This window comes from Geobacillus sp. JS12 (genome assembly GCF_001592395.1).
GTDB lineage: Bacteria > Bacillota > Bacilli > Bacillales > Anoxybacillaceae > Geobacillus > Geobacillus zalihae.
Genome location: NZ_CP014749.1, coordinates 3,022,724 through 3,048,315, shown reverse-complemented (window position 1 = coordinate 3,048,315; position 25,592 = coordinate 3,022,724). Strand labels below are relative to the sequence as shown.

Genomic DNA, 25,592 nt, shown 5'->3' with positions numbered 1-25,592 from the left:
GCGGGTAGTTACGCATTTTCTTTGTTCGCACGCTTATTGTTGTTTTAATCGATCAAGCTTCGGTTCTTTTCCAAACCATTTTTTATAGATTTCAGTGTATTTGCCGCTGTTGATGACGTTTTTTAATGCTTCGTCCACTTTTGCTTTCAATTCGCTGTTTTTTGGGAAGATCATACCATAATATTCTGAAGCGAAGTTTTTTGGATCCTCAATGACTTGCAGTTTTTTATTGGGATTGTTTTTCACGTATTCGTTCGCCACTGCATTGTCCGTGATAACAGCATCAACGCCGCCGTTTAGAAGCTCCATAATGGCAACGACTGTTGTTTCGAATTTTTTAATATGAGGGCCTTTCCCAAAAAGCTTTTCTGCTGCTTCTTGACCAGTTGTCGCATTTTGCACGCCGATCGTTTTCCCTTTTAAGTCAAGAGCGTTTTTCACCGGGCTGCCTTGTTTGACTAAGATGACTTGTGTTGCTTCAAAGTACGGAGCTGAGAAATCATAAGATTGTTTCCGCTCGTCCGTAATCGTAATGCCGGAAATGCCCATGTCGATTTCTTTGCTTTGCAGCGAAGCGAACAGCGGATCCCAGCCGATGTTTTTCAGTTCATAATCCAAGCCGGCTTCTTTCATGACGGCATCCAAAAGATCGACGTCAAACCCAACAATTTTCCCTTTTTGCATATATTCAAACGGCGCAAACGCCGCGTCCGTCCCGACGGTGATTTTTTGCTTCCCTTCTTTTTCAGCGCCTGACGGAGAGCTTGTTTCTGTCGACTTGCCACAAGCGGCGAGCGCCATAAACAACGCAGCAACGACCGCTACGATCAAACCTTTCTTCATTTTTAACATCCTATAAAATCCCCTTTGAAATCATTGTCGATGAACGATTATCATACTATCAATATTTTTGTTATTATGCAATAGGTTTTATAAAAATAATTGTTTGAACATTTTGGTACTGCCGTATAAATGGGGAAAAGGCGCATTTTTCAATGTTTTTCGCCACATTAACTGAAGGGCATATGGCTAATATCATTTAGTGTGCATTTTTATAAAATAATTTTTTATGTATAAAAAGACATAAACGATTGATTTTTAATTTACAGAATATTATACCAGAAAGAGGGTAGAGTTGGCAAAGGTTTTGTCAATTTGTTTATTATAGCGGTATGGAAAAATAAATACTATTGTGTAAATACTATCAATTTCGTTATGATGAAAGTGGTGACAAGACAGTAGAGGAAGGAGAGTCCATATGGTTTTATTTTCCGTCATTGTGTATTTAGTCGGCATGCTTTGGATTGGCTACTGGGCGTATAAACGGACGGCCAACTTGTCCGATTATATGCTTGGCGGCCGGACGCTCGGGCCGGCGGTGACGGCGCTCAGCGCCGGGGCTTCCGACATGAGCGGCTGGCTGCTCATGGGGCTGCCGGGGGCGATGTATGTCGATGGGGTGAGCGCCGCCTGGATCGTCATCGGCTTGACGCTTGGCGCTTATGCAAACTGGTTGTTTGTCGCGCCGCGCTTGCGCGTCTATACGGAAGTAGCGAACGACTCGATTACGATTCCGGAGTTTTTGGAAAACCGTTTCGGCGATGCGTCGAAATTGTTGCGGATGGCATCTGGGATTGTCATTATGGTCTTTTTTACGTTTTATGTCTCGTCCGGCCTCGTTTCGGGGGGCGTTCTGTTTGAAAACTCGTTTGGTGTCAGCTACCATACGGGCTTGTGGATCGTCGGCGGCGTTGTCGTCGCTTACACGCTGTTTGGCGGCTTTTTGGCCGTCAGCTGGACGGACTTTGTCCAAGGGACGATTATGTTCATCGCGTTGATTTTAGTGCCGGTCGTGACGCTGTTCCATACAGGCGGGCCGGTGGATACGATGGAGACGATTCGCGACATCGATCCCAACTTGTTGAATATATGGAAAGGAACAAGTTTTCTTGGCATCATTTCATTATTCGCCTGGGGGCTTGGGTATTTCGGCCAGCCGCACATTATCGTTCGCTTTATGGCCATTAAGTCGGTGAAAGAAATGAAAAGCGCCCGCCGCATCGGCATGGGTTGGATGATTTTCTCGGTTGTCGGAGCGATGTTGACCGGTCTTTTTGGAATCGCTTACTTTTCGCAGCGCGGCATGAAACTTGATGATCCGGAAACGGTGTTTATTCAACTCGGACACATTTTGTTCCATCCGATTATTACCGGGTTTTTGCTGGCGGCGATTTTAGCGGCGATTATGAGCACGATCTCGTCACAGTTGCTCGTCACGTCGAGCTCGCTGACCGAAGACTTGTATAAAGTCGTGTTCCGCCGCGCGGCTTCGGATAAGGAGCTTGTCTTCGTCGGGCGTTTGTCGGTGCTCCTTGTCGCCATTGTCGCAACGGCGCTGGCGTACACGAAAAACGACACGATTTTAAACTTGGTCGGCTATGCGTGGGCTGGATTTGGCGCATCGTTTGGCCCCGTCATTTTGCTTAGCTTATGCTGGCGGCGGATGACGAAATGGGGGGCGCTCGCCGGCATGGTCGCTGGGGCATTGACGGTCATTCTTTGGACGCAATCCGCCTACTTAAAAGGGCTGTTGTATGAAATGATCCCCGGTTTTGCCGCCAGCTTGGCAGCGATTGTGATCGTCAGCTTGCTGACGAAGGAGCCAGAAGGGAAAGTAGCTGAACAATTTGATCGATTCAAGCAGTTGCTGTCCTAAAAATAGGCAAAAGGGTGTCCCCTTGCGCAGGGGCACCCTTTTTGTCGTTTAGGACTATTTCACTTGATTCCAATCCGGGTACAAGTCGATGCGCCGGTCGCGCCATGTCGCGACCGATCCTTTTTCCCGCACTTTGCGAAGGAGCGACAAGTCAAGGTCAGCGGTAATGACCATGTCGTCGTTGATCTCGCCGGCCGCAAGCACGCCGCCTTGCGGGAACGGGATGTCGTTTGGCGTGATGACGGCCGCCTGGCCGAAGTTGGCGCGCATAAAGTCGACCGTTGGAAGCGAGCCGACCGTGCCGGTTGTGACGACATACACTTCGTTTTCGACCGCCCGCGCGTGGCAGCAATACCGTACGCGGTAAAACCCGTGCCGGTCATCGGTGCACGACGGACAGAAGATGACCTCCGCCCCTTTGGCGCGCGCCATGCGAACGATTTCCGGAAACTCGATGTCATAGCACGTCAAAATGGCGATCGTCGCTTTGTCCGTTTCAAACACATGCACGCCGTCGCCTGGAGCGATATTCCACTCGTTGACCTCAGTCGGGGTGATATGCAGCTTCGCCTGGCGATGGACCGTCCCGTCCGGCGCAAACAAATGGGCGACATTGTACAGCTTGCCGTTTTGGCGGATGACATGCGTGCCGCCGATCAAATACATGCCGGTGTCTTTAGCGAGCGACACAAACAGCTCGGTGTATTTTTCGGTATAATTCGGCAAGTCATCAATCGTCGCTTGCCGTCCGTCGTCAAGCGGAATCGAGAGCAGCTGGGTGGTGAAAAATTCCGGGAACAACACAAACTCAGCGTCAAACTCTTGCGCCGTTTTGACGTAATGCGTCACTTGCGCGGCAAATTCATCAAACGAACGGATGGTATGAAGATGATATTGGACAGCCGAGACGCGCAATGGCGGCACCTTCCTTTCTATTTCTATATGGCATCTATTTTAGCGCCATGCAAATCGTTTGGAGGCATTTGCTTTTTCGGTATGCGCAGGCCTCGCTCCCTTCCTAATTCCAAGGAGGGGAGTTGCGGAAAAAGACAAGGACGAGGCCTTGTCTATTGTTCGCCGTAGCGGCGGTACGCGCCGTGATGTGTCGGGCCGACGTATTCGTTGAGCGGGAACGAGTGGCGGATGGCGGCGGTGATGAACGCTTTGGCCGTCGCAATGGCGTCTTTCACCGGCCGGCCTTTCGCCAGTTCGGCGGCAATGGCGGCCGAGAACGTGCAGCCGGCGCCGTGCGTATACGTCGTGTCGATCCGTTCCGATTCAAGCAGTTCGAACGTTTGGCCGTCATAAAGGACGTCAACCGCATAGTCGTGCGGAATTTTCCGTCCGCCTTTGACGATCACATATTGAGCTCCGAGCTCATGAATGCGTCCAGCCGCCTCTTTCATGTCTTCAACCGTTTCAATGCGCGGCAGGCCGGCTAGCTGCGCCGCCTCAAACAAGTTCGGCGTCACGACCGTTGCTTTTGGCACGAGCGTTTCCCGGTAGCACACCGTATTTTCCGGGTGGAGCGGCTCATCCGCCCCTTTGCACACCATAACCGGGTCGATGACGGCGTTTTTCAAGCCATGTTTTTCAATGGCGCGCGCTGCCAATTCAATGATATCCGTCGTCGGCAGCATCCCCGTTTTGAAGGCGTCGACGCCAACGCCGACGATGATCGTCTCAAGCTGAGCTTCGATCGTCGCCAAGTCCACCGGAAACACTTGATGCGCCCAACGGTTGTGCGGATCCATGGCGACGATCGTCGTGATCGCCGTCATTCCGTATACGCCAAGCTCTTGGAACGTTTTCAAGTCCGCCTGCAGCCCGGCGCCGCCGCTGCTGTCTGACCCGGCGATCGTTAACGCTTTTGGCATCGTCATCGTCATCACTCCTTTGTTCTACAAGATTATATCATGAAGCCGCCCTCAAGGACGAAATAGTTGTTCTACATCAACAGAAAAACCGTCAAGCGCGCGCGAATAGGCCATGCCGGTTTCTTTCCAGACGCCGGCTTGTTCATATTGTCCATCGTCATTGAGCGAGTAGATTTGCACAACACGGTGCATCGGGTTCACGATCCAATATTCACCGACTCCGTATTGCATATACAAGTTCAATTTGAACACGAGATCATACGCCTGGTTGGAAGGACTTAAAATTTCAATGATCAACGTTGGGACGCCGACAAATTTGCTGTCCGTTAATCCGCTTCGATCGCAGATCACGGTTAAATCAGGAACGACGATTTTCTTGCCTTCGATTCGTTCGTTCTTTAGTTCGATATCAAAAGGGGCGTGAAACACTTCACACGACTGTCCTTCTAAAAAATGGAACAGTTGGACGTGCAGCCGTCCCGATAGGCGTTGGTGCTGGGTCGAAGGGGAGGGAGACATGAACACGGAGCCATCAATGTATTCTAAAATACGTTCAGTTGTTTCCCGCATGCGATAAAATTCTTCAAGCGATACCGCCTGTTTTCCCGGAACGTTCACGAAATCACCTTCTTTCCAGCTTTCTATTTTCATTATACACGGCCTGCTTTGCCGAACGAAAATGATTTGGCATAACGCAACGGGTGACATACTCCCGCCGCCTACGCTCACTTGTAGAAATGGCGGCCTTGTCGGTTTAGGACGATAAAAAAAGCCGCCCGCTATGAGCGGGCGATCATGGGAATGGACAATGATGAACAGGCGGCCGGCAGCGCGTGTTGCCGGCCGTGCCCATCACGGTTAGTTGGCGGCCAACGTTTTCCCGAGCGCTTCGCGGGCCGGGACGTAGCGGTAACTGAGGTCGCGGGCGACCGCTTCGTACGTGATTTCGCCGTTGGCGACGTTGACGCCAAGCTCAAGCGCCGGGTTGTCTGTAATGGCTTGCATGACGCCTTTGTTGGCGATTTGCAAGGCGTATGGGATCGTGACGTTCGTCAAGGCGATCGTCGAGGTGCGCGGAACGGCTCCAGGCATGTTGGCGACCGCATAATGGACGACGCCGTGTTTGACGTACGTCGGGTCGTCATGTGTCGTGACGTGGTCGCTTGTTTCGACGATGCCCCCTTGGTCGATGGCGACATCGACGATGACCGAACCCGGTTTCATCGCTTTCACCATGTCCTCGGTGACGAGCTTCGGCGCCCGCGCTCCCGGGATGAGGACGGCGCCGATGACAAGGTCGGCCTCAGCAACCGCTTCGGCGATGTTCATTGGGTTGGACATGAGCGTCGTAATTTGGTTGCCGAAAATGTCGTCAAGCTCGCGCAGGCGATCCGCGTTCAAGTCGATGATCGTGACATCTGCCCCGAGGCCGACCGCGACTTTTGCCGCATTCGTGCCGACGACCCCACCGCCAATGATCGTCACTTTGCCGCGGGCGACGCCAGGGACGCCGCCAAGCAAAATGCCTTTGCCGCCGTACGGTTTTTCTAAAAATTGCGCTCCAATTTGCGCGGCCATCCGTCCGGCGACTTCGCTCATCGGTGTCAACAGCGGCAGCGTGCGGCCGACTTGCACCGTCTCATAGGCGATGGCGATAACGCCGCTTTCTTTTAACGCGCGCGTCAACTCTGGGTCGGCGGCCAAATGCAAATAGGTGAACAAAATGAGACCTGGGCGGAAATAGCCGTATTCGCTTGGCAGCGGCTCTTTCACTTTCATCACCATATCGGCTTGCGCCCAAACATCTTCCGCCCGCTCGATGATTTGTGCTCCGGCACGGGCGTAATCGCTGTCGCTGAAACCGCTCCCAACCCCTGCCTCTTTCTCAATCAGAACCGTATGTCCAGCCTGAACGAATGACAAAACGCCAGCCGGCGTAATGGCGACACGGTTTTCGTTATTTTTGATTTCCTTTGGCACTCCAATAATCATGGATATCGTTCCTCCTCGTCAGAAGTGGCCTTACTTATAGTATAAAAGAGACGGAACGGGCCGGGCATTGTTCAAAAAAGAGAAAGAAGCGCCCGGTTTTTGTGGATTTCCACAAATTCAACCGCGCGCTTCGTATTTCGCTAATTTAATATCAATGTATAATTTGATTTTTTGATTCATGTCATGGAGATCAAGCTCGGCAATGTCGGCAATCCGCTTGAGCCGATAAGCAAGCGTGTTCGGGTGAACGTTGAGGACGTCGGCGGTTTCTTGCACATTTTCGTTATGGTCAAAAAACGTTTCAAACGTTTTCACCAAGTCGCTGTGGTGTTTCTGGTCGTACGATTGCAGCTTCGTTAACGCTGGGTTGGTCCATTCTCCTTGCCGCTTTTGTTCAAGCAAAAAATCAAAAAATTGGTAAATGCCAAGCTGGGCATAGCCGTAAACCGACTTGATTTCATCGCCGAGCTTTTCTTTCAGCGCCAGGACGGCGAGCGCTTCGCGGTAGCTTTTTTCAATGAGGCGATAGACGCCGTACACGCCGCCAAATCCGCACTGCACATCGTGGATGTGAAATCGTTCTTTCATTTTGGCGGCGAACGATTCGATGAATGCACTCAGCTCTTTCAGCGGCTGGTCAGTTTTGGGCGCCCCAAGCAAAATCACATCGCGGCCGTCGGTCGTATAAAGAAGAATCGGGATTTGCTGAGTCGTCTGCAAGAGATAAGAAATTTGCCGCTCCATTTCGGCGGTCAAATCAGCGGCAAAGCGGAAGACGACAACGGCAAACTGCGGTGCGGTCGGGATTTGCATCGCGGCGAGATGAGCGCGGATGTCGTCTTCACGAGCGATGTGGCCGGTGAGCAGCTTCCAAAACAGCTCTTGCACCCGCTCTTCTTTTTTGTTTTTGCGCATATACAGCTGCAGCACTTTGTTTTTCGCCGCTTTCGCCGCCAGCTTCAGCCATTCCATCTCCTCAGGCGACAGCGTCCGGTTTGTTTCGAGCACCCAGATGAAGCCGATCACCTCATCGTTTTTCCAGATCGACACAGCGACGCGGCTGCCGAGGCCGACATCATGAATCGGCGGCACGCGCACCGGCTCGCGGCTTTTGAGCAGCGCCGGGATGGCGCCTTGTTTCCATAAGCTGTTGATCACTTTTTCCGGGACGCGCCGGCTGATGATCGTCGCCGTCCGCGCCGGATCGGTGTAATCGTCATGGGCGCTGTAGGCGATGAGCCGATGGTTCGCATCTTCGATCGTCACCGGGCATTTCAGCACGTCGCTGACGCGGTCGGCAAACTCTTCAAGGCTGTCAAATTCGCCGCGGAACGGGTCGGTATAGTGAGACATATTTGTTTCCCCCGCATCGTCCATAGGATTGTAGTTTGATTTTACCACAAATAAGGGTTGCCATTGTGTATTCTATAACGGAGAGGGTTCGGTGCGCTTTCTGTCGAATTAGGGAAAGGAAATGATTCATCAAGGAGGAGACTGTTGTGAAAAAATGGGAAATCGCCGTCATTCCTGGCGACGGCATCGGCAAGGAAGTTGTGCCCGCGGCGTTGGATGTGTTAAAAACGGTTGCGGATGTCCATGGAGGGATTTCCTTTTCTTTCACTGAATTTCCATGGAGTTGCGACTATTATATGGAGCATGGAAAAATGATGCCAGATGATGGGCTGGAGACGTTGCGGAACTTTGACGCCATTTTCCTTGGAGCGGTCGGCAATCCGAAGCTTGTCCCTGACCATATTTCGTTATGGGGGCTGCTTCTGAAAATCCGCCGCGAATTTGAACAGGTGATCAACATCCGCCCGGCGAAATATTTCCGCGGATTGTCGTCGCCGCTTGCCGAACCGCGCGAGTTTGATTTCATCGTCGTCCGCGAAAACAGCGAAGGGGAATATAGCGAAGTCGGCGGGCGCATTCATCGCGGTGAGGATGAAATCGCCATTCAAAACGCTGTCTTTACCCGCAAAGGGGTGGAGCGGGCGATGCGTTATGCGTTCGAGCTGGCGCGGAAGCGGAAAGGACATGTAACGAGCGCGACGAAATCGAACGGCATTTTCCATACGATGCCGTTTTGGGACGAAGTGTTCGCCGACGTCAAGCGCGACTACCCGGATGTCGCGACCGCGTCGTACCATATTGATGCATTGGCCGCCTTTTTCGTGACAAGGCCGCATACGTTTGACGTCGTTGTCGCGAGCAACTTGTTCGGCGACATTTTGACGGACCTTGGCGGCGCCATTATGGGCAGCATCGGCATTGCCCCGGCGGCGAACATCAACGTCAACGGCAAGTACCCGTCCATGTTTGAGCCGGTGCACGGCTCGGCGCCTGATATTTACGGCCAAGGCATCGCCAACCCGATCGGGCAAATTTGGACGGCGAAACTGATGCTCGATCATTTCGGAGAGGAAGAGCTCGGCGCCCTTTTGTTGCAAACGATCGAGGATGTCACCGCTGACGGCATCAAAACGCCGGATCTCGGCGGCACGGCGACGACAAAGGAAGTGACGGAAGAAATTTGCCGGCGGCTGCGCAAACGCGGCTGATGAAGACCGATTGGGTCGGCGCGGTTGGCACTGTCCTTCCGTTTCGGTATACTGAATGTCAGACAAACCGAATAGAAAGGATGACGCCCGTTGTTCAAAAAATGGTTTGGCAAGCAACAGCCGAAGGAAGAGACGATCACCGCGCCGCTTGACGGAACGATTGTGCCGCTTGAAGACGTGCCGGATCCGGTGTTTGCGCAAAAAATGATGGGCGATGGCATCGCCATCGATCCGGCGGATGGGGATGTCGTCGCTCCGGTCGATGGTGAAATCATCCAGCTCTTTCCGACGAAACATGCCATCGGCTTGCGTTCGGAAGCGGGTGTGGAGCTGCTCATCCATGTCGGCATCGACACCGTGTCGATGAACGGGGAAGGGTTTACCGCCTATGTGAAGGCCGGCGATCGGGTGAAGCGGGGCGATCGGCTTCTTTCTGTCGACTTGCCGCTTGTGCGCGAGAAAGCGAAAAGCGCGGTGACGCCGATCATCATCACGAACGGCGACGCCCTCGAAAGCCTCGAGAGAGAGGCCGAGGCATCAGCCAAAAAAGGCGAGACGGTCTTATTTCATGTCAAAATGAAATAAGGGCGGCAGGGAGGACATATGGCGTTTCGCATCCATAAGATTTTAAACAACAACGCCGTTGTCGTGCTCGACGAAGGCAAAGAGAAAATTGTCATGGGCCCGGGGATTGCGTTTCAAAAGCGGAAAAACGATCTCATCCCCCCGGGCCGCATTGAGAAAATTTTCGTCATGGAAGAAGAAAATGAGAAGTTCCAGCAATTGCTTCGCACGTTGCCAGAAGAACATATCGATATTGCCGAAGAAATTATCAGCTATGCGGAAGGCAAACTGCAAGCGCCGCTCAGCGACCATATTCATATTGCGCTGACTGACCATTTGTCGTTTGCCATCGAGCGGTTGAAGCAAGGTTACCGCATTCAAAACAAATTGCTCAATGAAATTAAAGTGCTATATAAGGCGGAGTATGAAATTGGGCTGTGGGCGAAACAGTTGATCAAAGAGCGGCTTGGCATCGAGATTCCCGATGACGAGGCGGCCCATATCGCCCTTCATATTCATACGGCGAAACTCGATGCCGCCAGCATGAACAAAACGATGCGCGAGACGACGCTCATTCATGAACTCGTTGACCTTATCCAAACGGAGCTCGGCATATCGATCGATAAGGAAAGCATTTCATACCAGCGGCTGCTCACTCATTTGCGCTTTGCCTTAAGCCGCATCGAAAACGGGGAGCCGATTCATTCAATGGATGAGGAGATGCTTGCGCTCATTCAGACAAAATATGCAAAGGAATGGGCGTGTACACAAAAAGCGGCAACCTATGCAGAGAAGGAATATGGCATCCGTTTTCCGGAGGAGGAACTCGCCTATATCGTCCTCCATATCCAACGGTTGCGAAAGCGTTGACAAAAACAGCAAGTTGCCGTATAATGCAAAACAGACAACGAAATATTGCGGGATTGTAACTGCTTCGAGCAGGCAAGACCTAAAACGTATGAAGGGAACGGCAAGTGAGTCATGCCGCTAGATCACCCTTTGTATGTTTTAGGTCTTTTTTGTTTTTCATCTCACCATCATTCAGAAGGAGAGGAGTTCACCGATGAATTATGAACACATTGCTAAACAACTCATCCCGCTCCTTGGCGGGAAAGAAAACATCATTAGCGCAACTCATTGCGCGACACGGCTTCGCCTCGTCTTAAAAGATGACAAAAAGGCCGAGGCGAAAGCCATTGAAAACATTGAAGGGGTTAAAGGGGCGTTTTCCAGCTCCGGACAGTTTCAAATTATTTTTGGCACCGGTGTGGTGAATAAAGTGTATGAAGCGTTTGCCCGGGAAGCAGGGGTACAGCAAGGTGATGCTGATGCTCATCAAGAAGCCATCAAGCAAAAAATGAATCCGCTCGCCCGCTTTGCGAAGACGTTGTCAAACATTTTTGTCCCAATCATCCCAGCCATTGTCGCGAGCGGTTTGTTAATGGGTTTGCTTGGGATGATGAAGGCGTTCAAATGGGTGGCGGCAGACAGCCCGCTGTATATTTTGCTTGATATGTTTTCGAGTGCGGCGTTTATTATTTTGCCAATTTTAATCGGCTTTAGCGCGGCGAAAGAATTTGGAGGCACGCCGTTTTTAGGGGCGGTCATCGGCGGTATTATGACTCACCCGGCGCTATTAAACCCGTGGGGATTGGCCGAGGCCAAGCCAAACTATATGCATTTTCTTGGCTTTGATATCGCTATGGTCGGGTATCAAGGGACGGTCGTGCCGATTTTGCTGGCGACGTATGTGATGAGCAAAGTGGAGCGTGGATTGCGAAAAGTTGTTCCTCATGCGGTCAGTTTGCTTGTTGTTCCATTTGTGACCGTCATTTTGACGGGATTTATTACGATTTTGGCCATTGGTCCGCTCGGCAATTTGCTTGGCGATGGGATTACGACGGTGTTGAACTTTGTTTACCATTATGGCGGTGCGTTAGCTGGCCTTATCTTTGGTGGATTGTACTCGATGATCGTCATTACTGGTGTGCATCATAGCTTTCATGCCATTGAAGCGAACTTGTTGGCGAAACTTGGGGTCAACTATTTACTGCCAATTTGGTCGATGGCCAACGTCGCCCAAGGCGGCGCCGGTTTGGCTGTATTTGTCAAATCGAAGCGGACAAAAACAAAAGAGATTGCGTTACCGGCGGCCTTGTCAGCTTTTTTAGGCATTACCGAGCCAGTCATTTTCGGGGTGAACTTAAAATACCGGAAGCCGTTTATCGCTGCGGCCATTGGCGGCGCGCTCGGCGGAGCGTACGTCGTATTTACGAATGTAGTAGCTAATGCCTACGGGTTGACCGGCATCCCGATGATCGCCATCGTTGCGCCGGAAGGGCTCACGAACTTAATGCACTACTTAATCGGTTTTGCCATTGCCGTCGTTTCAGCGTTTGTGGCGACATTCCTTCTAAAGTTCCGTGAAGAAGAAGAGTGAGGGGACAAGCGGATGAAATCCGAACGGGAACAGAAACTTATTGAACAAGCATACGCTGAAGTCGAAAAATATGAGACTCTTGTCAATCGTGACCGGTATCGGCTTCGCTACCATCTCATGCCTCCTGTCGGGTTGATGAACGATCCAAACGGGCTGATCGACTGGCACGGAACGTATCACGTCTTCTACCAATGGATGCCGTTTCGCACCGGCCATGGCGCCAAGTTCTGGGGGCATTATACATCCCCAGACTTGGTTCATTGGCAAGCAGCGCCGATTGCGTTAGCGCCAAGCGAATGGTATGACAAAGATGGCTGCTATTCCGGCAGTGCGATTAGTTGCGATGGAAAGCTCGTGCTGTTTTACACTGGCAATGTGAAAGATGAACAAGGAAACCGCCAAACGTACCAATGCATGGCCGTATCGGAAGATGGCATTCATTTTACAAAAAAAGGCGTCGTCATTACACTTCCGGACGGATATACGGCCCATTTCCGCGATCCGAAAGTATGGCGGTATCAGGGCCATTGGTATATGATCTTGGGGGCGCAAAGCGAAAGCGGCGATGGAAAAGCGGTGCTGTTTCGTTCCGCTGATCTTTGTCATTGGGAGCATCTTGGCCCAATTGCTGGCGGCAACATGAACGGGCTTGGTCCGTTTGGCTATATGTGGGAATGCCCAGACTTGTTTCCATTAGATGGGCAAGACGTGCTCATTGTCTGCCCACAAGGATTAAAACCGGACGGCATGCGCTACCAAAACGTCTACCAGTCAGGTTATTTTGTCGGCCGCTTCGACTACGAACGGGCCGAATTCCTTCACGGGACGTTTGAGGAGCTTGACCGCGGCTTTGAATTTTACGCTCCGCAAACGATGCTTGACCGACGCGGACGAAGAATTTTAATCGGTTGGATGGGCGTGCCGGACCAGGATGAAGACCGTCAGCCGACAGTGAGCCACCGCTGGGTGCACGCGCTCACCTTGCCGCGCGAACTTCGCCTCACTGGCGGCAAGCTGAGACAGACGCCAGTGGAAGAGCTGAAACAGTTGCGCAAACAAAAAGTAGCATATCCAAGCGCCACTGTGGTGAATGAGCTGAGGTCATGGCCGGGACTCGAGGGAGATGCGATCGAACTTCGCCTCGACAATATCGAACTGTTCGGAAGCATGATGGAAATTTACTTTCGCCATGCGGCTCGCCTTGTTTACAATAGTGACGAAGGGGTATTGACGCTTGAACGGCAAAGCTTTGTGAACGGGCTGACGGAGAAGCGGCAATGTCGATTGCCACGTCTTCGTTCGCTTCATGTTTTCCTTGATACGTCATCGATCGAACTGTTCGTCAATGATGGCGAAGAGACGTTCACGGCGCGGTTTTTTCCGTATCCGGACGACCAAACGATTTTCTTTGGCGCTCATGGGCATCTTCAGATGGATATAGAGAAATGGGAATTATAAGGTTTGTTTGTGTGCAAGGAAGCTGCCAAGGAAGCGTTTGCGTATTGGCAGCTTTTTATGACAACGGTGATCCATTAGATTACTAAGTATGTCCACTTATCCCCCTTTTAACATCTTTCCGAAAGAAGTCTCCCACTTCGAAACGAAGTGAAAGTGGGAGATGAATTTCGGTTAGGTATAGCCTAAAATTGTCTCTTTTTTGTGTGTTATGATATAATCAGTTTTAGAAAAATGAAAGGCTGTTGTATCAATGAAATTAGACAATAATAACCATTCAGTGTTCCTGTTGTATGATCATCTTGTGCTGGTTGTAAAATATCGCAGACAAGTGATTGATGATACCATATCTGACTATGCAAAAGATATGTTTGTGAGATTGGGTAAAAATTACAATATTTCCTTGGTCGAATGGAATCACGATATGGACCATGTGCATATTTTGTTCAAAGCACATCCAAATCGTGAATGATCAAAGTTCATCAATGCCTATAAAAGTGCAAGTTCTCGACTGATCAAAAAGCATTTTCCGCAAGTGAAAAGAAAACTGTGGAAAGAATATTTTTGGTCAAGAAGCTTTTGCCTGCTTACAACGGGTGGTGCGCCCATTGAAGTAATATAAAAAATCAAGGTATGAAGTGATGTGGTGTCGATATGGCAAACAAAGCCTATCAGTTCCGTCTATACCCAACAAAAGAACAAGAACAACGGCTCGCCAAAACCTTCGGTTGTGTCCGTTTTGTGTATAACAAAATGCTTGAAGAGCGCATACAAATGTTTGAAAAGTTCAAGGACGATCAAGAATCCTTGAAACAGCAAACATTTCCGACCCCTGCCAAGTACAAAAAGGAGGTACAGTCGATTATATCGGGTTTAGTTATTACATGTCAAAAGTCGTGAGTGCCCGTGAAGTAGAGGGAAGTGAATTTGATGGGGAATTTGGGCGCATTGTCCGAAATCCGTATGTGAAAACAAGTGATTGGGGATGGCAAATTGACCCTGTAGGGCTGAGGTATTCATTAAATGTTTTGTATGAACGATATCAACTTCCGTTATTTATTGTGGAAAACGGTTTAGGGGCTAAGGACGTCGTTGAAGAAGATGGAACGATTAACGATGACTACCGTATTCAGTATCTCCGGGATCATATTCAGGAAATGAAACAGGCCATCCAATTAGATGGGGTTGATGTTATAGGGTATACGCCATGGGGTTGTATAGATTTAGTAAGTGCTGGGACAGGGGAAATGGAAAAACGTTATGGCTTTATCTATGTAGATAAAGATAATGAAGGAAAGGGAACCTTAGAGAGACGAAGAAAAAAATCATTTTATTGGTATAAAAGAGTAATTGAAACAAATGGAGAAGAACTTTAAATAGAGATGGTGAAAGATTATAGAAGCACGCGCAATCTTGTAGCGTTGGATCAGGGATGTAAAAATGTTTTGCGAATAACTGTTTAGTTAGATCATCTTTTTCGCCAAGATCACCGCTCTTTCGAAAAGAAAGAGCGGTGATCTTTTTTACTAATATCGTTTCTTCCGCTGGCTAAGCCATAGCGGAAAACGAATGATAAAGCTAAGGAACAGCACTAGCAACACAAGGAGGGCGGATGTTTTTTGGGCAATTTGCTGCGCATCGGCCACGAGCGCTTCAGACTGAATGTACCACAAATGGACCGGGAGAGTCGCGCCTTCGGAAAGGAGATGAAAATCCCACATCTCGCCAGATGACGATGTCCCACCGACTAGCAAAATGATGGCCGATTCGCCAAATGCTCGGCATGCGACAAGGCTGATGCCGGTCAAGATGCCTTTCATGGCGGCAGGGAGCACTGTTTTGACAATGGTCTGTGCTTTCGTTGCGCCTAAAGCGAAGGAGGCTTCCCTCCAAGTGGAGGGAACTGCCGTGATCGCTTCTTCGGAGACGCGGGCTAAAACTGGGAGATTGAGCAATGCCAGTGTAATGGATGCTCCTAAAATGGTCACGCCGATTTGAAAGTATTCCACAAACAAGGCGTAACCGAATAGACCAAACACAATTGATGGGACAGATGCCAAACTTTCAATGGCCGCCCTCACCCATTCCATGATTCGGTTGTTTGGGGCGTATTCCGCTAAAAAAATACCGGCTCCAATTCCGATGGGCAATGACAAAAGCAATGATAGCACGAGAATGTAAATCGAGTTCCATAAGAACGGCCCAACTCCTCCTCCAGCGTCGATTTCTTCAGGCAGTCCAATGAGGAAATGGATGTCAATGTCCGGCAATCCTTTTCGCACGATCATATAAAGAAGGGATAAGATGATCAAAAAGACGGTTGCGGAAATGATGCTGATTATACTCAGTACGAGTCGATTCATGAGACGGCGGATGCGGAACCGACTCATTTTTCCATGAAGGCCAGGGGCTTGATTGTTCATGATGACGGTCCTCCTTTCAGACGCAAGCGGCGAATCATCATAATGAAAGAAATGGAGATGAAAAGCAGCAAAAGCGCCATCATATAAAGGGCATGGTTGGTCGTTGATTGAAAATCGACGTTTAAAATTTGCATCACGATATGGCTGGTCAACACACTTGATGGCGTGACCAAATCAAATCCCCATTGTGCCACGTTGCCGATGACCATGACGACGGCCATTGTTTCGCCAATGGCGCGTGCCATGCCGAGGATGACAGCAGCGGCAATCCCAGATTTCGCGGCAGGAAGCAATATTTTGGAAATCATTTCTATTTTGGTCCCTCCAAGGGCGTAGTTGGCCTCCCGCCATTCGTTGGGAACCGCGCAAAGTGCATCGTCGGTAATGCGGGTGATGGTAGGCAAGATCATCATTGATAGCACGATCGCTGCCGCAAGAATTCCATCTCCCACTGGAGCGCCTGTAAGCTTACGAATCCATGGGACGAGCAGGGTGGCTCCCAAATATCCGTAAACAATGGATGGGATGCCGACCAACAAATCAAGCAGCGTCCGAAGCCATTGTTGAAGCCGGGGAGGGGCCATCTCCGCAATAAATACGGCTGTCGAAATGGAAATCGGTGTGGCTATCAACAGCGTCACGAATGTTACATATAGCGTTCCGGTGATAAAGACGGCGGCTCCGTATCGATGATGTTCTGGATCCCATCGGGAGGAGAAGAAAAATTCCCACGGAGATACATCTCGAAACACGAGAAGGCCTGTTTTGCTGACGAATAGAACGATGGCGCTCAATACGACAATCAGAAATACGATGCTTGTCAAGCAAAAAAAACGAAACAGACGGTCGAATCGATATTTCGTGGCCCAGCGTTGACGTTGAGCGGTCAACAAGCGGGTGGCCTCAGTCCAATCAGGAGACAGCTTTTCCATTTTCCTTTCCCCTTTCTGTCATCGAACGGAAAATCAGCCTCTCCGCCAATAAAGGAGAGGCTGAAAGAGGTCGTTATTTCACAGGAATGAATTTTAATTTTTTCAAGGAGCCATTTTGGAATTTTTTGCTTAAAATATAATCGATAAAGGCTTTGTCCGCACCTTTGGCTTCCCCTTTGGTCAGTAAGTATCCATAGCCGTAAAAGATGTATTTGCCGCTTTTGGCATTAGCTGTGGTTGCTTTGACACCGTTGATGCTGACGGCTTTAATTCCGCCTTTCACATAAGCCAAATCAACAAATCCAATCGCGTTTGGATTCGACGCAACGGCATTCACCATATCCCCTGATTTTTGCACTTCTTTATAGTTATCTCCTGTCGTTTTGATCATATGGCCGTCCATGATTTTGTCTTCAAAATTGACGCGTGTTCCAGATCCTTTGGCTCGGTTGATGACGACGATTTCTTCATCTTTTCCACCTAATTGTTTCCAATTTTTGATTTTCCCTTCATAGATATCTTGGATTTGTTCGACGGACAGGTTGCTGACGGGATTGCCTTTGTTGACAATGACAGCAAACGGAATTTTGGCAATTTTGTATGCTTTTAATCCTTTGTAAGCAGGGAACCCTCCGACCGCTTTAGTGGCATCCCAGTCGCATGCTCCGATGGTGGCGACTCCTTTTGTGACTGACTGCGGGCCGGCGATGGAAGAAGAGCCGGAAACCACAATTTTGACTTTTGGATGGCTCTTTTTAAATTCTTTTGCCGCTTGTTGAGTTAACGGCAACAAAGCGGTGGAGCCGGCAATCACGATTTTTCCGGATACTTCAGCGGCATCGGCGCGATGCTCGGTGGCCAAGGCAGCTCCAAGCAACAAGGTAGATGACAGAACAGCAGAAATGACTCTTTTCCATAATGTGCTGCGTTTCATAAATCTCCCTCCATCCTCATTTTGTAAGATTCATCCATGAACCATGGCGAAGAAGAGATACGTTTTCTCCACCGTCGGTTGCCATCGTTACCGCAATTTGATCGTCATATGGCGATGGCGCAATCGAGGTGATTTCATGTTTCGTCCTTCCTGTTGTTTTCCATGATTTGGTGGATGGATCGAAGCAGCGGATGGTGTAAAGGCCGTTTGCTTCAACAACAACGTAAATACGGCTTTTGACCACCGCCATGTCAATGATGTTCTGCTTATCAAGCAATGTTTGTTCTACTCCGTTCCGGATCATTTTCAATGATGGCGGACTCATGTCATCATCCGTTGCGCTTACATATACGATGTCATGGTTTGATAGAAACGCGCTGTCAACCTTATTGTCTGACGATGAAGTGAGCGGTGTTGGCTGTTTTGTTGGTGAAGACAGGTCGACAAGAATCAGCTGCGGATCGGTTCCGCTTGTATCAATGGAATCGACATCGGTTCTTTGATCGTCCGTGTAATTCGTTTTCCCTTCATTCGCTACTGTGTATAATAACTTTGTTCCATCGGGAGAAAGACGAAGATCTGTTTTGTACTTCACTTTGTCATCAATAATCTTGGTGATGGTTCCATTGTCTAAGGCAACGACTGCGACCGCCTCATTGTTGCTGCCGTAAATGCAATAGAGTGAGCGGCCATCGCTGGACCAAACGAGGTCGGTTTTGACCTCATCGTCTTCGCCGATTTGTTGGACCGTATTGGAAACGAGGTCTATGACAAACAAATGACCGTTTTCATCGACGTAAGCCGCTTTTTTCCCATCAGGTGATAACGTAAGATCCATTTCGTTGATGGAACGGAGAGCCGTTCGCGAGCGAATGTCCAAAAGCAGTGAAGAGGCTTCATCCGGTCGGCTGATGAGCAATGTATTTTGATTGATCCATTGTGGATGGATGCTCGTTCCTTTGATGAAACCAGACGTGGCGATAAATCGCTCTTGCTCCTCGATCTCTCCCCTAGTGCATAGACGATGGCGGACAGATTGATGTACGGCACTCCATTTTGAATGAATGGCGCGGTCGGCAAGGAGGTTTTTTTGCCGCCGGCGTTTAATACATAACTAAACGGATTGAATATAATAGTTCTATTTCCTTTTTTGACCTTAACCATGCTCGTTTTTTTGTCAACGTGCACAGTAGCGCCAAAAGCAGCGGCAACATCATTGACTGAATAAAAAGATGTTTGTCCTAACACGAGACCGTGAATCGTAGCTGTGGAGCCGTTCACTTGCCATGTCTCGCGAAATGGACGAAAGCTGCCGGATGTCGACACGATGGCGACACCAGCCTCTGCTTTCCATTGTCCACCTAAGAGAGCGGCGATTTGCTTCGCATCGACGTATAGTTCTTGACCAAAACGCTGTGGGGCGACAGACAATGAAATGGATTTGCCATTCACCAATGCCGCTTTTTTCCCCGTCTGAAGCACCATCCGTATGTTAGGAGATGTGCGTCGAATTTCGTAATATTGGTGTTTTGGATCATACCGATAATCGGCTGAAAACAGCTTGGCCATATCGCTCCCCGCCAATAAAACAGTTCCTGAACGATGGAGCGAACGGACCGTCATCAAATTGCCGTTGACATTGACAATATAGTGAGACGCGGCTGTATTCTTTTTCGCTGCGGCATAGGCATGTCCATCGAGAGCCGGCCACGATGAGGGGAGAGCCGTCAGCAAAGCTGTCGCCATGACAGTTCCGGCAATGATTTTTTTCACGAGAGCCTCTCCTTTCTATTTTTCCTTTGGCATGAGAAGCGGGTTTCATGGTTTGCTGGAAGGTGATCCTCCTTTCCGTTCAAAGGATTTAAGAAATTTTTCCTAAGCATAAACGATTATATGAGAAAAGTGTAAAAGGAATATTTTGTTTTATTTAAAGTGTATTAATATTTTGTTTTTTCTGTGTTAATTTCAAGATTCATTTTGACGACTTTTCCAGCCTCGCGCAAACTTATGCTGCCGCTCAACGTCGTGGATCATGCTGATGGCCAGCAGCGACAGGTTTTGGAGTTTTGCGATCTCCACTTCTCTTGACATTGACAGAATTGCTTGGTGAAGATTTGGATGTTTTGAAGAAAAATAAACCCGCCTCGACATGGACGGGTTTTTTCTGTCAATCCAAATACTTCTCGCATAACGATACAAACTTTCCATCTGACTTTAGCCCTTCCAAAATGCTTCTCAACATTGCACTTCTTTTGGGAAGCTGCTTCTCGAACTCTGCCACAAATGTATCCTTGTCCCATTGTGATTGGCCAGCGTGATAAAACAGCTTTTCCAGGCGTTCCAACTCGTCGGCAGTAAAGCCAGTGGCTAAGGCCAGAATCGCAAAGCTTTTGTGCTCCTTGTTCACCATATCTAAGAGTAACGTAATTGCATCGGTGGCTAGACTCAATTTTGCTTCAAGATCCTTGATTCTTTCCTCGTTCATAAGCACCGTCCTTTTATCGATTTGTTTATTCCAATGAATACTATAACAAAGTGGGTGCACAGGTGGGTGATTTTCTTTTATAATAAATATGTCTTTACATCGATAATGACAGGGGATACACATGAACCAAACCGCCATTTCCCAGCGCAAGCTGTTAGGCATCGCCGGTCTCGGTTGGCTGTTTGACGCGATGGATGTCGGCATGTTGTCGTTTTTGATGGCCGCCTTGCAAAAAGACTGGAATTTGACGGCCGGGCAAGTCGGCTGGATCGGCAGCGTCAACTCGATCGGCATGGCGGTCGGAGCGCTCGTGTTCGGGCTGCTCGCCGACCGGATCGGCCGGAAAAATGTTTTCATTGTCACATTGTTATTATTCTCGATCGGCAGCGGGCTGTCGGCGCTGACGACGACGTTGGCGGCGTTTTTGGCGCTCCGCTTTTTGATCGGCACGGGGCTTGGCGGCGAGCTGCCAGTCGCGTCAACGCTCGTTTCGGAGGCGGTGCCGGCTGCCGACCGCGGCCGGGTTGTCGTGCTGCTTGAGAGCTTTTGGGCGGGCGGCTGGTTGCTGGCAGCGCTCATCTCGTATTTCGTCATACCAGTTTACGGCTGGCGGACGGCGTTATGGCTGGCGGCGATTCCAGCGCTGTATGCGATCTATTTGCGCCTCCGCCTGCCCGATTCGCCGCGGTTTGCGGCCGCGCAAAAAGAGGAGACGGTGTGGAGCAATATCGTCAAAGTATGGTCCGCTCCCCATCGGAAAGAGACGGTCATGCTTTGGCTGCTTTGGTTTTGCGTCGTCTTTTCGTATTACGGCATGTTTTTATGGCTGCCGAGCGTCATGGTGATGAAAGGGTTTAGTTTAATTAAAAGCTTTGAATATGTGCTCATCATGACGCTGGCGCAATTGCCCGGCTATTTCAGCGCCGCATGGCTGATCGAGCGGGCGGGGCGGAAATTTGTCTTGGTCACGTATTTGCTTGGCACCGCATTGAGCGCCTACTTTTTCGGCACGGCCGAGTCGCTCGTTGGGCTGATGGCATCCGGCATTTTCTTGTCGTTTTTCAACCTCGGCGCTTGGGGAGCGCTGTATGCGTATACGCCGGAGCAGTATCCGACGTCGATTCGTGCGACCGGCGCCGGCATGGCGGCGGCGTTTGGCCGCATCGGCGGCATTTTTGGCCCACTGTTGGTCGGCTCGCTTGTCGCCCAAGGGGTGTCGGTGACGGCCATTTTCACGCTGTTTTGTCTATCGGTCCTTGTCGCCGTTTTGGCGGTCGCGGTGTTGGGCAGCGAGACGAAGCAGCAGGAGCTTGCATGAGTAAAATCGTTGTAAGGGACATTCTAAGGCAGATCTCTAATGAGGGGTTGCGGGCTTTGGTTCGTGGCGCTCGTTAGGGGAGGCAAGACGAAATTGACAAACAAACGGCAGGGGCGGTACCTTAAGGGTAAGCCCCTTTTTTGATTGGCCAAGCTTTTGGTGGGTGTGCGCATCGACGCCCGCGGACGCCAAGGGGAAAACCAGTGCGAGAGGCGGTGAATTGATGTTATGTCCGTCCGTGTCCGTCGTCATCCCGACGTACAATCGCCCGTATCCGCTTGCCGAGCTGCTCGAGTCGTTAAGCCGGCAGACGTACAAGCCGTTTGAGGTCATTATCGTCAACGACGGGGTGTCCCGGTTCATGATGTCGTCGCCTTGTACCCGGAGCTTGACATCCGTCTCATCGACCGCCGCGACAACGAAGGACATGTCGCGGCCCGCAACATCGGCGTCAAGGAGGCGCGCAGCGACCTCATCATGCTTTGCGACGACGACGACTTAGTGTTGCCATGCCATCTCGAACGGATGGTCACAGCGCTTCGTGACGCTGATTTTGCCTATGCCGATGCGGAAATTGTCCAGTATCGGGTGGAAAACGATCAGCGCGTCCCATCGGCCCGTTTTTTATTTGCCTATGAGTACGATTTGGAGGCGATGCGGACGTTTTCGACGTACGTCCCGTCCGGGAGCGTGTATCGAAAATCGCTCCATGACGAGATCGGCTGCTTTGACCCGACTGTCCACCATTATTGGGATTGGGACTTCTTTTTGCGCGCCGCCTCTGTTTGCCGCGTCACGCGTGTCGCGGCGGCGACCGTGTTGTACGCGTTCAGCCCGGACGGCGACAACGTGTCGCGACATATGAACGACAAGCGGCGCCAATATTTGCGGCGGCTGTGTGAGAAGCATGGGCTTGGGGACTTGCCGATGAAAAATTTTTGGCTCTTGCTTGATGAGCCGGAAGTCGCGAAGCGCCGGGCGAAAAGCGAAGTCCTCTGGGACGGGAAGCCCGTCGTGTCGCGGTTTTGGATGCAAAAAAAGGCAGGATGGCGTTGACAAAAGGTTTTGGGGTTTGCTATGATAATGGACAAAATCATATATGGATCGCGATGACGGATCAATAGTAGTTAACCCTCTCTTCCCAAGCGAGCCGGGGACGGTGGAAGCCCGGCGAAGATGGTTAATGAAACGGCAGTCCGGAGCGGAAATGGCAAAAAGGGGATGCGTGATTTGCGCATCAACTAGGGTGGAACCGCGGGAGCTACGCTCTCGTCCCTAGGCGCAAGGCCTAGGGGCGAGGGCGTTTTTGATTGTTGGAAACTGAAATTGGAGGAGGATGAACACGATGGCTGTCACAATGGAAGAAATCGTCGCACATGCCAAGCATCGCGGCTTCGTGTTTCCGGGCTCGGAAATTTACGGCGGGCTGGCGAACACGTGGGATTACGGCCCGCTTGGCGTTGAGCTGAAAAACAACATCAAACGGGCGTGGTGGAAAAAATTCGTCCAAGAGTCGCCGTACAACGTCGGGCTCGACGCCGCCATTTTAATGAACCCGAGAACGTGGGAAGCGTCCGGCCACTTAGGCAACTTCAACGATCCGATGGTCGACTGCAAACAGTGCAAAGCGCGCCACCGCGCCGATAAGTTGATTGAGAAGGCGCTCGAGGAAAAAGGGATCGAGATGATCGTCGACGGTTTGCCGCTGGCCAAAATGGATGAACTCATCAAGGAATACGACATCGCCTGCCCGGAATGCGGCAGCCGCGATTTCACGAACGTGCGCCAGTTCAACTTAATGTTCAAAACGTACCAAGGCGTCACCGAGTCGAGCGCCAACGAAATTTATTTGCGCCCGGAGACAGCGCAAGGCATTTTCGTCAACTTCAAAAACGTCCAGCGCACGATGCGCAAAAAATTGCCGTTTGGCATCGCGCAAATCGGCAAAAGTTTTCGCAATGAAATTACGCCGGGCAACTTTACGTTCCGCACGCGCGAATTTGAACAGATGGAGCTCGAGTTTTTCTGCAAACCGGGCGAAGAGCTGCAATGGTTTGAGTATTGGAAGCAGTTTTGCAAGGAGTGGCTGCTGTCGCTTGGCATGAAGGAGGACAACATCCGCCTGCGCAACCATGCGAAAGAAGAACTATCCCACTACAGCAACGCCACGACCGACATCGAGTACCATTTCCCGTTCGGCTGGGGCGAGCTGTGGGGCATCGCGTCGCGCACCGATTACGACTTAAAGCGGCATATGGAATACTCCGGCGAGGATTTCCATTATCTCGACCAAGAAACGAACGAACGTTACATCCCGTACTGCATTGAGCCGTCGCTTGGCGCTGACCGCGTCACGTTGGCGTTTATGATCGACGCCTATGACGAAGAAGAGCTGGAAGACGGCACGACCCGGACGGTGATGCATTTGCATCCGGCGCTTGCGCCGTACAAAGCGGCTGTCTTGCCGCTGTCGAAAAAGCTCGCTGACGGAGCGCGCCGCATTTATGAAGAGCTGGCGAAACATTTCATGGTCGACTATGATGAAACCGGCTCGATCGGCAAGCGGTATCGCCGCCAAGATGAAATCGGCACGCCGTTTTGCATCACGTACGATTTCGAGTCTGAACAAGACGGCCAAGTGACCGTGCGCGATCGCGACACGATGGAACAAGTGCGGCTGCCGATAGGGGAGCTTAAAGCCTTTTTAGAGGAAAAGATCGCGTTTTGATGAAGTGAACGCCGGGGCAGCCACAGATCCCCCGGCGTTTTTTTAAGAACGTGTATGGGGGCGGAATCGCTTTCTTGGGGAAAATTCCAAAAAAACAGTCGAATGTTCGCCGCATAAATGATAAAATAGAAGCATAGACTAGTTCCTGTATCCTACGCAAATCAAGGAGGTCAACCATTGTGGAAGGAAAACCGATCTACTACGATGGAAGCGGCCATCCGCCTGGCAATGCCGAAAACGCTTCCAAAAACGAACCGTTTACGCTCACCGATGAGATACGAAAACAAATCAGCGGCAACCCGTTTGTCGTGGAACAAAGCGAGTAACATTGCCTTGGAGAAAGGCAATTTTTTTGCGGTCAAATTGTTTGCCAAGCGTTTCGGACCTTTATATAATTATTTTTTGTTGGAGATATTTGAATTCAAAACAATTGTATGTCGCTTGGACAAAGCGCAAACACTAAGTGCTAAGATCATCACGAAAGGGAGTATGCATCATGACGAAAGTATTGTACATCACCGCCCATCCTCATGACGACACGCAGTCTTACAGCATGGCGGTCGGAAAGGCGTTCATTGAGACGTACAAACAAGTGCATCCGGATCATGAAGTCATTCATCTCGACTTATACAAGGAATACATTCCGGAAATCGACGTCGACGTGTTCAGCGGCTGGGGCAAGCTTCGCTCCGGGAAATCGTTTGAAGAGCTGTCTGACGAAGAAAAAGCGAAAGTCGGGCGGATGAACGAGCTGTGCGAGCAGTTTATTTCCGCCGACAAATACGTATTCGTCACGCCGATGTGGAACTTTTCGTTCCCGCCGGTGTTAAAGGCGTATATTGACGCCGTGGCGGTCGCCGGCAAGACGTTTAAATATACGGAACAAGGGCCGGTCGGATTGCTGACCGATAAAAAAGCGCTCCACATTCAGGCGCGCGGCGGTTTCTATTCCGAAGGCCCGGCGGCGGAGATGGAGATGGGGCATCGGTATTTAAGCGTCATTATGCAATTTTTCGGTGTTCCGTCGTTTGAAGGACTGTTTGTCGAAGGGCATGCGGCGGTGCCGGAAAAGGCGGAAGAAATTAAAGCGAACGCCATCGCCCGGGCGAAAGACTTGGCGCACACCTTTTAACGGGAGGGCTGGTATTGCGTGGGAAATGGCCGCAA

At 50.4% G+C, this 25,592-nt stretch carries 22 protein-coding genes and 4 pseudogenes; 14 read left to right on the top strand and 12 right to left on the bottom strand.

The genetic code is table 11. The annotated features are described in order from the left end of the window. Positions 1 to 33: 33 nt before the first annotated feature. On the bottom strand, positions 34 to 852 hold the full coding sequence (locus tag A0V43_RS14925) for a basic amino acid ABC transporter substrate-binding protein (protein WP_063193487.1): 819 nt from the start codon (positions 850 to 852) through the stop codon (positions 34 to 36). A 406-nt stretch (positions 853 to 1,258) separates the two neighbouring features. Between A0V43_RS14925 and putP the strand changes: the two genes are divergently transcribed. Then, positions 1,259 to 2,716, top strand: a complete 1,458-nt coding sequence (gene putP, locus A0V43_RS14920; RefSeq protein WP_063193486.1) for a sodium/proline symporter PutP — start codon at positions 1,259 to 1,261, stop codon at positions 2,714 to 2,716. A 54-nt stretch (positions 2,717 to 2,770) separates the two neighbouring features. Here putP and A0V43_RS14915 read toward each other — a convergent pair whose 3' ends face one another. The 5 genes from A0V43_RS14915 to A0V43_RS14895 form a co-directional block, all read right to left on the bottom strand. Next, positions 2,771 to 3,631, bottom strand: coding sequence for a carbon-nitrogen hydrolase family protein (locus tag A0V43_RS14915; protein ID WP_063193485.1), 861 nt, complete (start codon positions 3,629 to 3,631; stop codon positions 2,771 to 2,773). Positions 3,632 to 3,783: 152 nt separating this feature from the next. Next, the gene (pdxK, locus tag A0V43_RS14910; protein WP_033004948.1) at positions 3,784 to 4,599 is read right to left on the bottom strand and encodes a pyridoxine/pyridoxal/pyridoxamine kinase; all 816 of its coding nucleotides are present in this window, start codon (positions 4,597 to 4,599) and stop codon (positions 3,784 to 3,786) included. A gap of 45 nt (positions 4,600 to 4,644) precedes the next feature. Continuing rightward, a complete protein-coding gene (locus A0V43_RS14905; RefSeq protein ID WP_128578047.1) occupies positions 4,645 to 5,244 on the bottom strand; it encodes a Uma2 family endonuclease in 600 nt (199 codons plus the stop codon). A 207-nt stretch (positions 5,245 to 5,451) separates the two neighbouring features. After that, entirely contained in the window at positions 5,452 to 6,585 is a 1,134-nt protein-coding gene (ald, locus tag A0V43_RS14900; protein ID WP_063193484.1) for an alanine dehydrogenase, read from the bottom strand. A gap of 117 nt (positions 6,586 to 6,702) precedes the next feature. Then, the gene (locus tag A0V43_RS14895; RefSeq protein ID WP_063193483.1) at positions 6,703 to 7,938 is read right to left on the bottom strand and encodes a PucR family transcriptional regulator; all 1,236 of its coding nucleotides are present in this window, start codon (positions 7,936 to 7,938) and stop codon (positions 6,703 to 6,705) included. 146 nt (positions 7,939 to 8,084) lie between these two features. Here A0V43_RS14895 and A0V43_RS14890 point away from each other — a divergent pair, with 146 nt between their 5' ends. The 8 genes and pseudogenes from A0V43_RS14890 to A0V43_RS14860 form a co-directional block, all read left to right on the top strand. After that, positions 8,085 to 9,146 carry a tartrate dehydrogenase gene (locus A0V43_RS14890; protein WP_063193482.1) on the top strand — a complete coding sequence of 354 codons (1,062 nt, stop codon included), beginning with the start codon at positions 8,085 to 8,087 and terminating at the stop codon, positions 9,144 to 9,146. A gap of 90 nt (positions 9,147 to 9,236) precedes the next feature. Beyond that, positions 9,237 to 9,731, top strand: coding sequence for a PTS sugar transporter subunit IIA (locus A0V43_RS14885; protein WP_063193481.1), 495 nt, complete (start codon positions 9,237 to 9,239; stop codon positions 9,729 to 9,731). Positions 9,732 to 9,749: 18 nt separating this feature from the next. Continuing rightward, positions 9,750 to 10,580 carry a BglG family transcription antiterminator LicT gene (licT, locus tag A0V43_RS14880; protein WP_025949199.1) on the top strand — a complete coding sequence of 277 codons (831 nt, stop codon included), beginning with the start codon at positions 9,750 to 9,752 and terminating at the stop codon, positions 10,578 to 10,580. 193 nt (positions 10,581 to 10,773) lie between these two features. Next, positions 10,774 to 12,150, top strand: coding sequence for a sucrose-specific PTS transporter subunit IIBC (locus tag A0V43_RS14875; protein ID WP_063193480.1), 1,377 nt, complete (start codon positions 10,774 to 10,776; stop codon positions 12,148 to 12,150). 12 nt (positions 12,151 to 12,162) lie between these two features. Next, positions 12,163 to 13,608, top strand: coding sequence for a glycoside hydrolase family 32 protein (locus A0V43_RS14870; RefSeq protein ID WP_063193479.1), 1,446 nt, complete (start codon positions 12,163 to 12,165; stop codon positions 13,606 to 13,608). 250 nt (positions 13,609 to 13,858) lie between these two features. Further along, positions 13,859 to 14,227 (top strand): annotated as a pseudogene (tnpA, locus tag A0V43_RS19390) (IS200/IS605 family transposase). 32 nt (positions 14,228 to 14,259) lie between these two features. After that, positions 14,260 to 14,457, top strand: a pseudogene (locus A0V43_RS14865) (helix-turn-helix domain-containing protein); the annotation flags it as partial. Further along, a pseudogene (locus A0V43_RS14860) lies at positions 14,442 to 14,981 on the top strand (family 1 glycosylhydrolase); the annotation flags it as partial. The pseudogenes A0V43_RS14865 and A0V43_RS14860, both read left to right, overlap by 16 nt. Before the next feature lie 150 nt (positions 14,982 to 15,131). On the opposite strand, the gene pstA reads toward A0V43_RS14860, so the two are convergent. The 6 genes from pstA to A0V43_RS14835 all read right to left on the bottom strand — a co-directional run bounded on the left by pstA (position 15,132) and on the right by A0V43_RS14835 (position 20,379). After that, on the bottom strand, positions 15,132 to 16,028 hold the full coding sequence (pstA, locus tag A0V43_RS14855) for a phosphate ABC transporter permease PstA (RefSeq protein ID WP_063193478.1): 897 nt from the start codon (positions 16,026 to 16,028) through the stop codon (positions 15,132 to 15,134). Beyond that, positions 16,025 to 16,960, bottom strand: a complete 936-nt coding sequence (gene pstC / locus A0V43_RS14850) for a phosphate ABC transporter permease subunit PstC (RefSeq protein WP_063193477.1) — start codon at positions 16,958 to 16,960, stop codon at positions 16,025 to 16,027. Before pstC ends, pstA begins: the two co-directional genes overlap by 4 nt. Before the next feature lie 73 nt (positions 16,961 to 17,033). Next, entirely contained in the window at positions 17,034 to 17,894 is an 861-nt protein-coding gene (locus A0V43_RS14845; RefSeq protein WP_011232902.1) for a phosphate ABC transporter substrate-binding protein, read from the bottom strand. A gap of 16 nt (positions 17,895 to 17,910) precedes the next feature. Then, positions 17,911 to 18,672, bottom strand: a complete 762-nt coding sequence (locus A0V43_RS20590) for a TolB family protein (RefSeq protein WP_236930842.1) — start codon at positions 18,670 to 18,672, stop codon at positions 17,911 to 17,913. Then, positions 18,660 to 19,667 carry a stalk domain-containing protein gene (locus tag A0V43_RS20585; protein ID WP_236930841.1) on the bottom strand — a complete coding sequence of 336 codons (1,008 nt, stop codon included), beginning with the start codon at positions 19,665 to 19,667 and terminating at the stop codon, positions 18,660 to 18,662. The genes A0V43_RS20590 and A0V43_RS20585 overlap by 13 nt, the downstream gene beginning before the upstream one ends. 394 nt (positions 19,668 to 20,061) lie before the next feature. Then, positions 20,062 to 20,379: a hypothetical protein gene (locus A0V43_RS14835; RefSeq protein WP_011232900.1), complete on the bottom strand. Its 318-nt coding sequence runs from the start codon at positions 20,377 to 20,379 to the stop codon at positions 20,062 to 20,064. Between the two features lie 121 nt (positions 20,380 to 20,500). On the opposite strand from A0V43_RS14835, the gene A0V43_RS14830 reads away from it, so the two are divergent. From A0V43_RS14830 to A0V43_RS14815, 5 genes and pseudogenes are all read left to right on the top strand, one after another. After that, the gene (locus A0V43_RS14830) at positions 20,501 to 21,697 is read left to right on the top strand and encodes an MFS transporter (protein ID WP_063193476.1); all 1,197 of its coding nucleotides are present in this window, start codon (positions 20,501 to 20,503) and stop codon (positions 21,695 to 21,697) included. 223 nt (positions 21,698 to 21,920) lie between these two features. Continuing rightward, positions 21,921 to 22,753 (top strand): annotated as a pseudogene (locus A0V43_RS14825) (glycosyltransferase family 2 protein). Between the two features lie 289 nt (positions 22,754 to 23,042). Further along, positions 23,043 to 24,425 carry a glycine--tRNA ligase gene (locus tag A0V43_RS14820; protein ID WP_063193475.1) on the top strand — a complete coding sequence of 461 codons (1,383 nt, stop codon included), beginning with the start codon at positions 23,043 to 23,045 and terminating at the stop codon, positions 24,423 to 24,425. Positions 24,426 to 24,604: 179 nt separating this feature from the next. Continuing rightward, positions 24,605 to 24,751 (top strand): hypothetical protein, encoded by a 147-nt coding sequence (locus A0V43_RS19870; RefSeq protein WP_164834624.1) that lies wholly within the window; start codon positions 24,605 to 24,607, stop codon positions 24,749 to 24,751. Positions 24,752 to 24,921: 170 nt separating this feature from the next. After that, positions 24,922 to 25,557 carry an FMN-dependent NADH-azoreductase gene (locus A0V43_RS14815; protein ID WP_011232895.1) on the top strand — a complete coding sequence of 212 codons (636 nt, stop codon included), beginning with the start codon at positions 24,922 to 24,924 and terminating at the stop codon, positions 25,555 to 25,557. Positions 25,558 to 25,592 lie beyond the last annotated feature (35 nt).

Coding starts and splice junctions, on each gene's coding strand:
- A0V43_RS14925 (WP_063193487.1), bottom strand. CDS start 852: ATGTTAAAAATGAAGAAAGGTTTGATCGTAGCGGTCGTTGCTGCGTTG.
- putP (WP_063193486.1), top strand. CDS start 1,259: ATGGTTTTATTTTCCGTCATTGTGTATTTAGTCGGCATGCTTTGGATT.
- pdxK (WP_033004948.1), bottom strand. CDS start 4,599: ATGACGATGCCAAAAGCGTTAACGATCGCCGGGTCAGACAGCAGCGGC.
- A0V43_RS14905 (WP_128578047.1), bottom strand. CDS start 5,244: ATGAAAATAGAAAGCTGGAAAGAAGGTGATTTCGTGAACGTTCCGGGA.
- ald (WP_063193484.1), bottom strand. CDS start 6,585: ATGATTATTGGAGTGCCAAAGGAAATCAAAAATAACGAAAACCGTGTC.
- A0V43_RS14895 (WP_063193483.1), bottom strand. CDS start 7,938: ATGTCTCACTATACCGACCCGTTCCGCGGCGAATTTGACAGCCTTGAA.
- licT (WP_025949199.1), top strand. CDS start 9,750: ATGGCGTTTCGCATCCATAAGATTTTAAACAACAACGCCGTTGTCGTG.
- A0V43_RS14875 (WP_063193480.1), top strand. CDS start 10,774: ATGAATTATGAACACATTGCTAAACAACTCATCCCGCTCCTTGGCGGG.
- A0V43_RS14870 (WP_063193479.1), top strand. CDS start 12,163: ATGAAATCCGAACGGGAACAGAAACTTATTGAACAAGCATACGCTGAA.
- pstA (WP_063193478.1), bottom strand. CDS start 16,028: ATGAACAATCAAGCCCCTGGCCTTCATGGAAAAATGAGTCGGTTCCGC.
- pstC (WP_063193477.1), bottom strand. CDS start 16,960: ATGGAAAAGCTGTCTCCTGATTGGACTGAGGCCACCCGCTTGTTGACC.
- A0V43_RS14845 (WP_011232902.1), bottom strand. CDS start 17,894: ATGAAACGCAGCACATTATGGAAAAGAGTCATTTCTGCTGTTCTGTCA.
- A0V43_RS14835 (WP_011232900.1), bottom strand. CDS start 20,379: ATGAACGAGGAAAGAATCAAGGATCTTGAAGCAAAATTGAGTCTAGCC.
- A0V43_RS14830 (WP_063193476.1), top strand. CDS start 20,501: ATGAACCAAACCGCCATTTCCCAGCGCAAGCTGTTAGGCATCGCCGGT.
- A0V43_RS14820 (WP_063193475.1), top strand. CDS start 23,043: ATGGCTGTCACAATGGAAGAAATCGTCGCACATGCCAAGCATCGCGGC.
- A0V43_RS14815 (WP_011232895.1), top strand. CDS start 24,922: ATGACGAAAGTATTGTACATCACCGCCCATCCTCATGACGACACGCAG.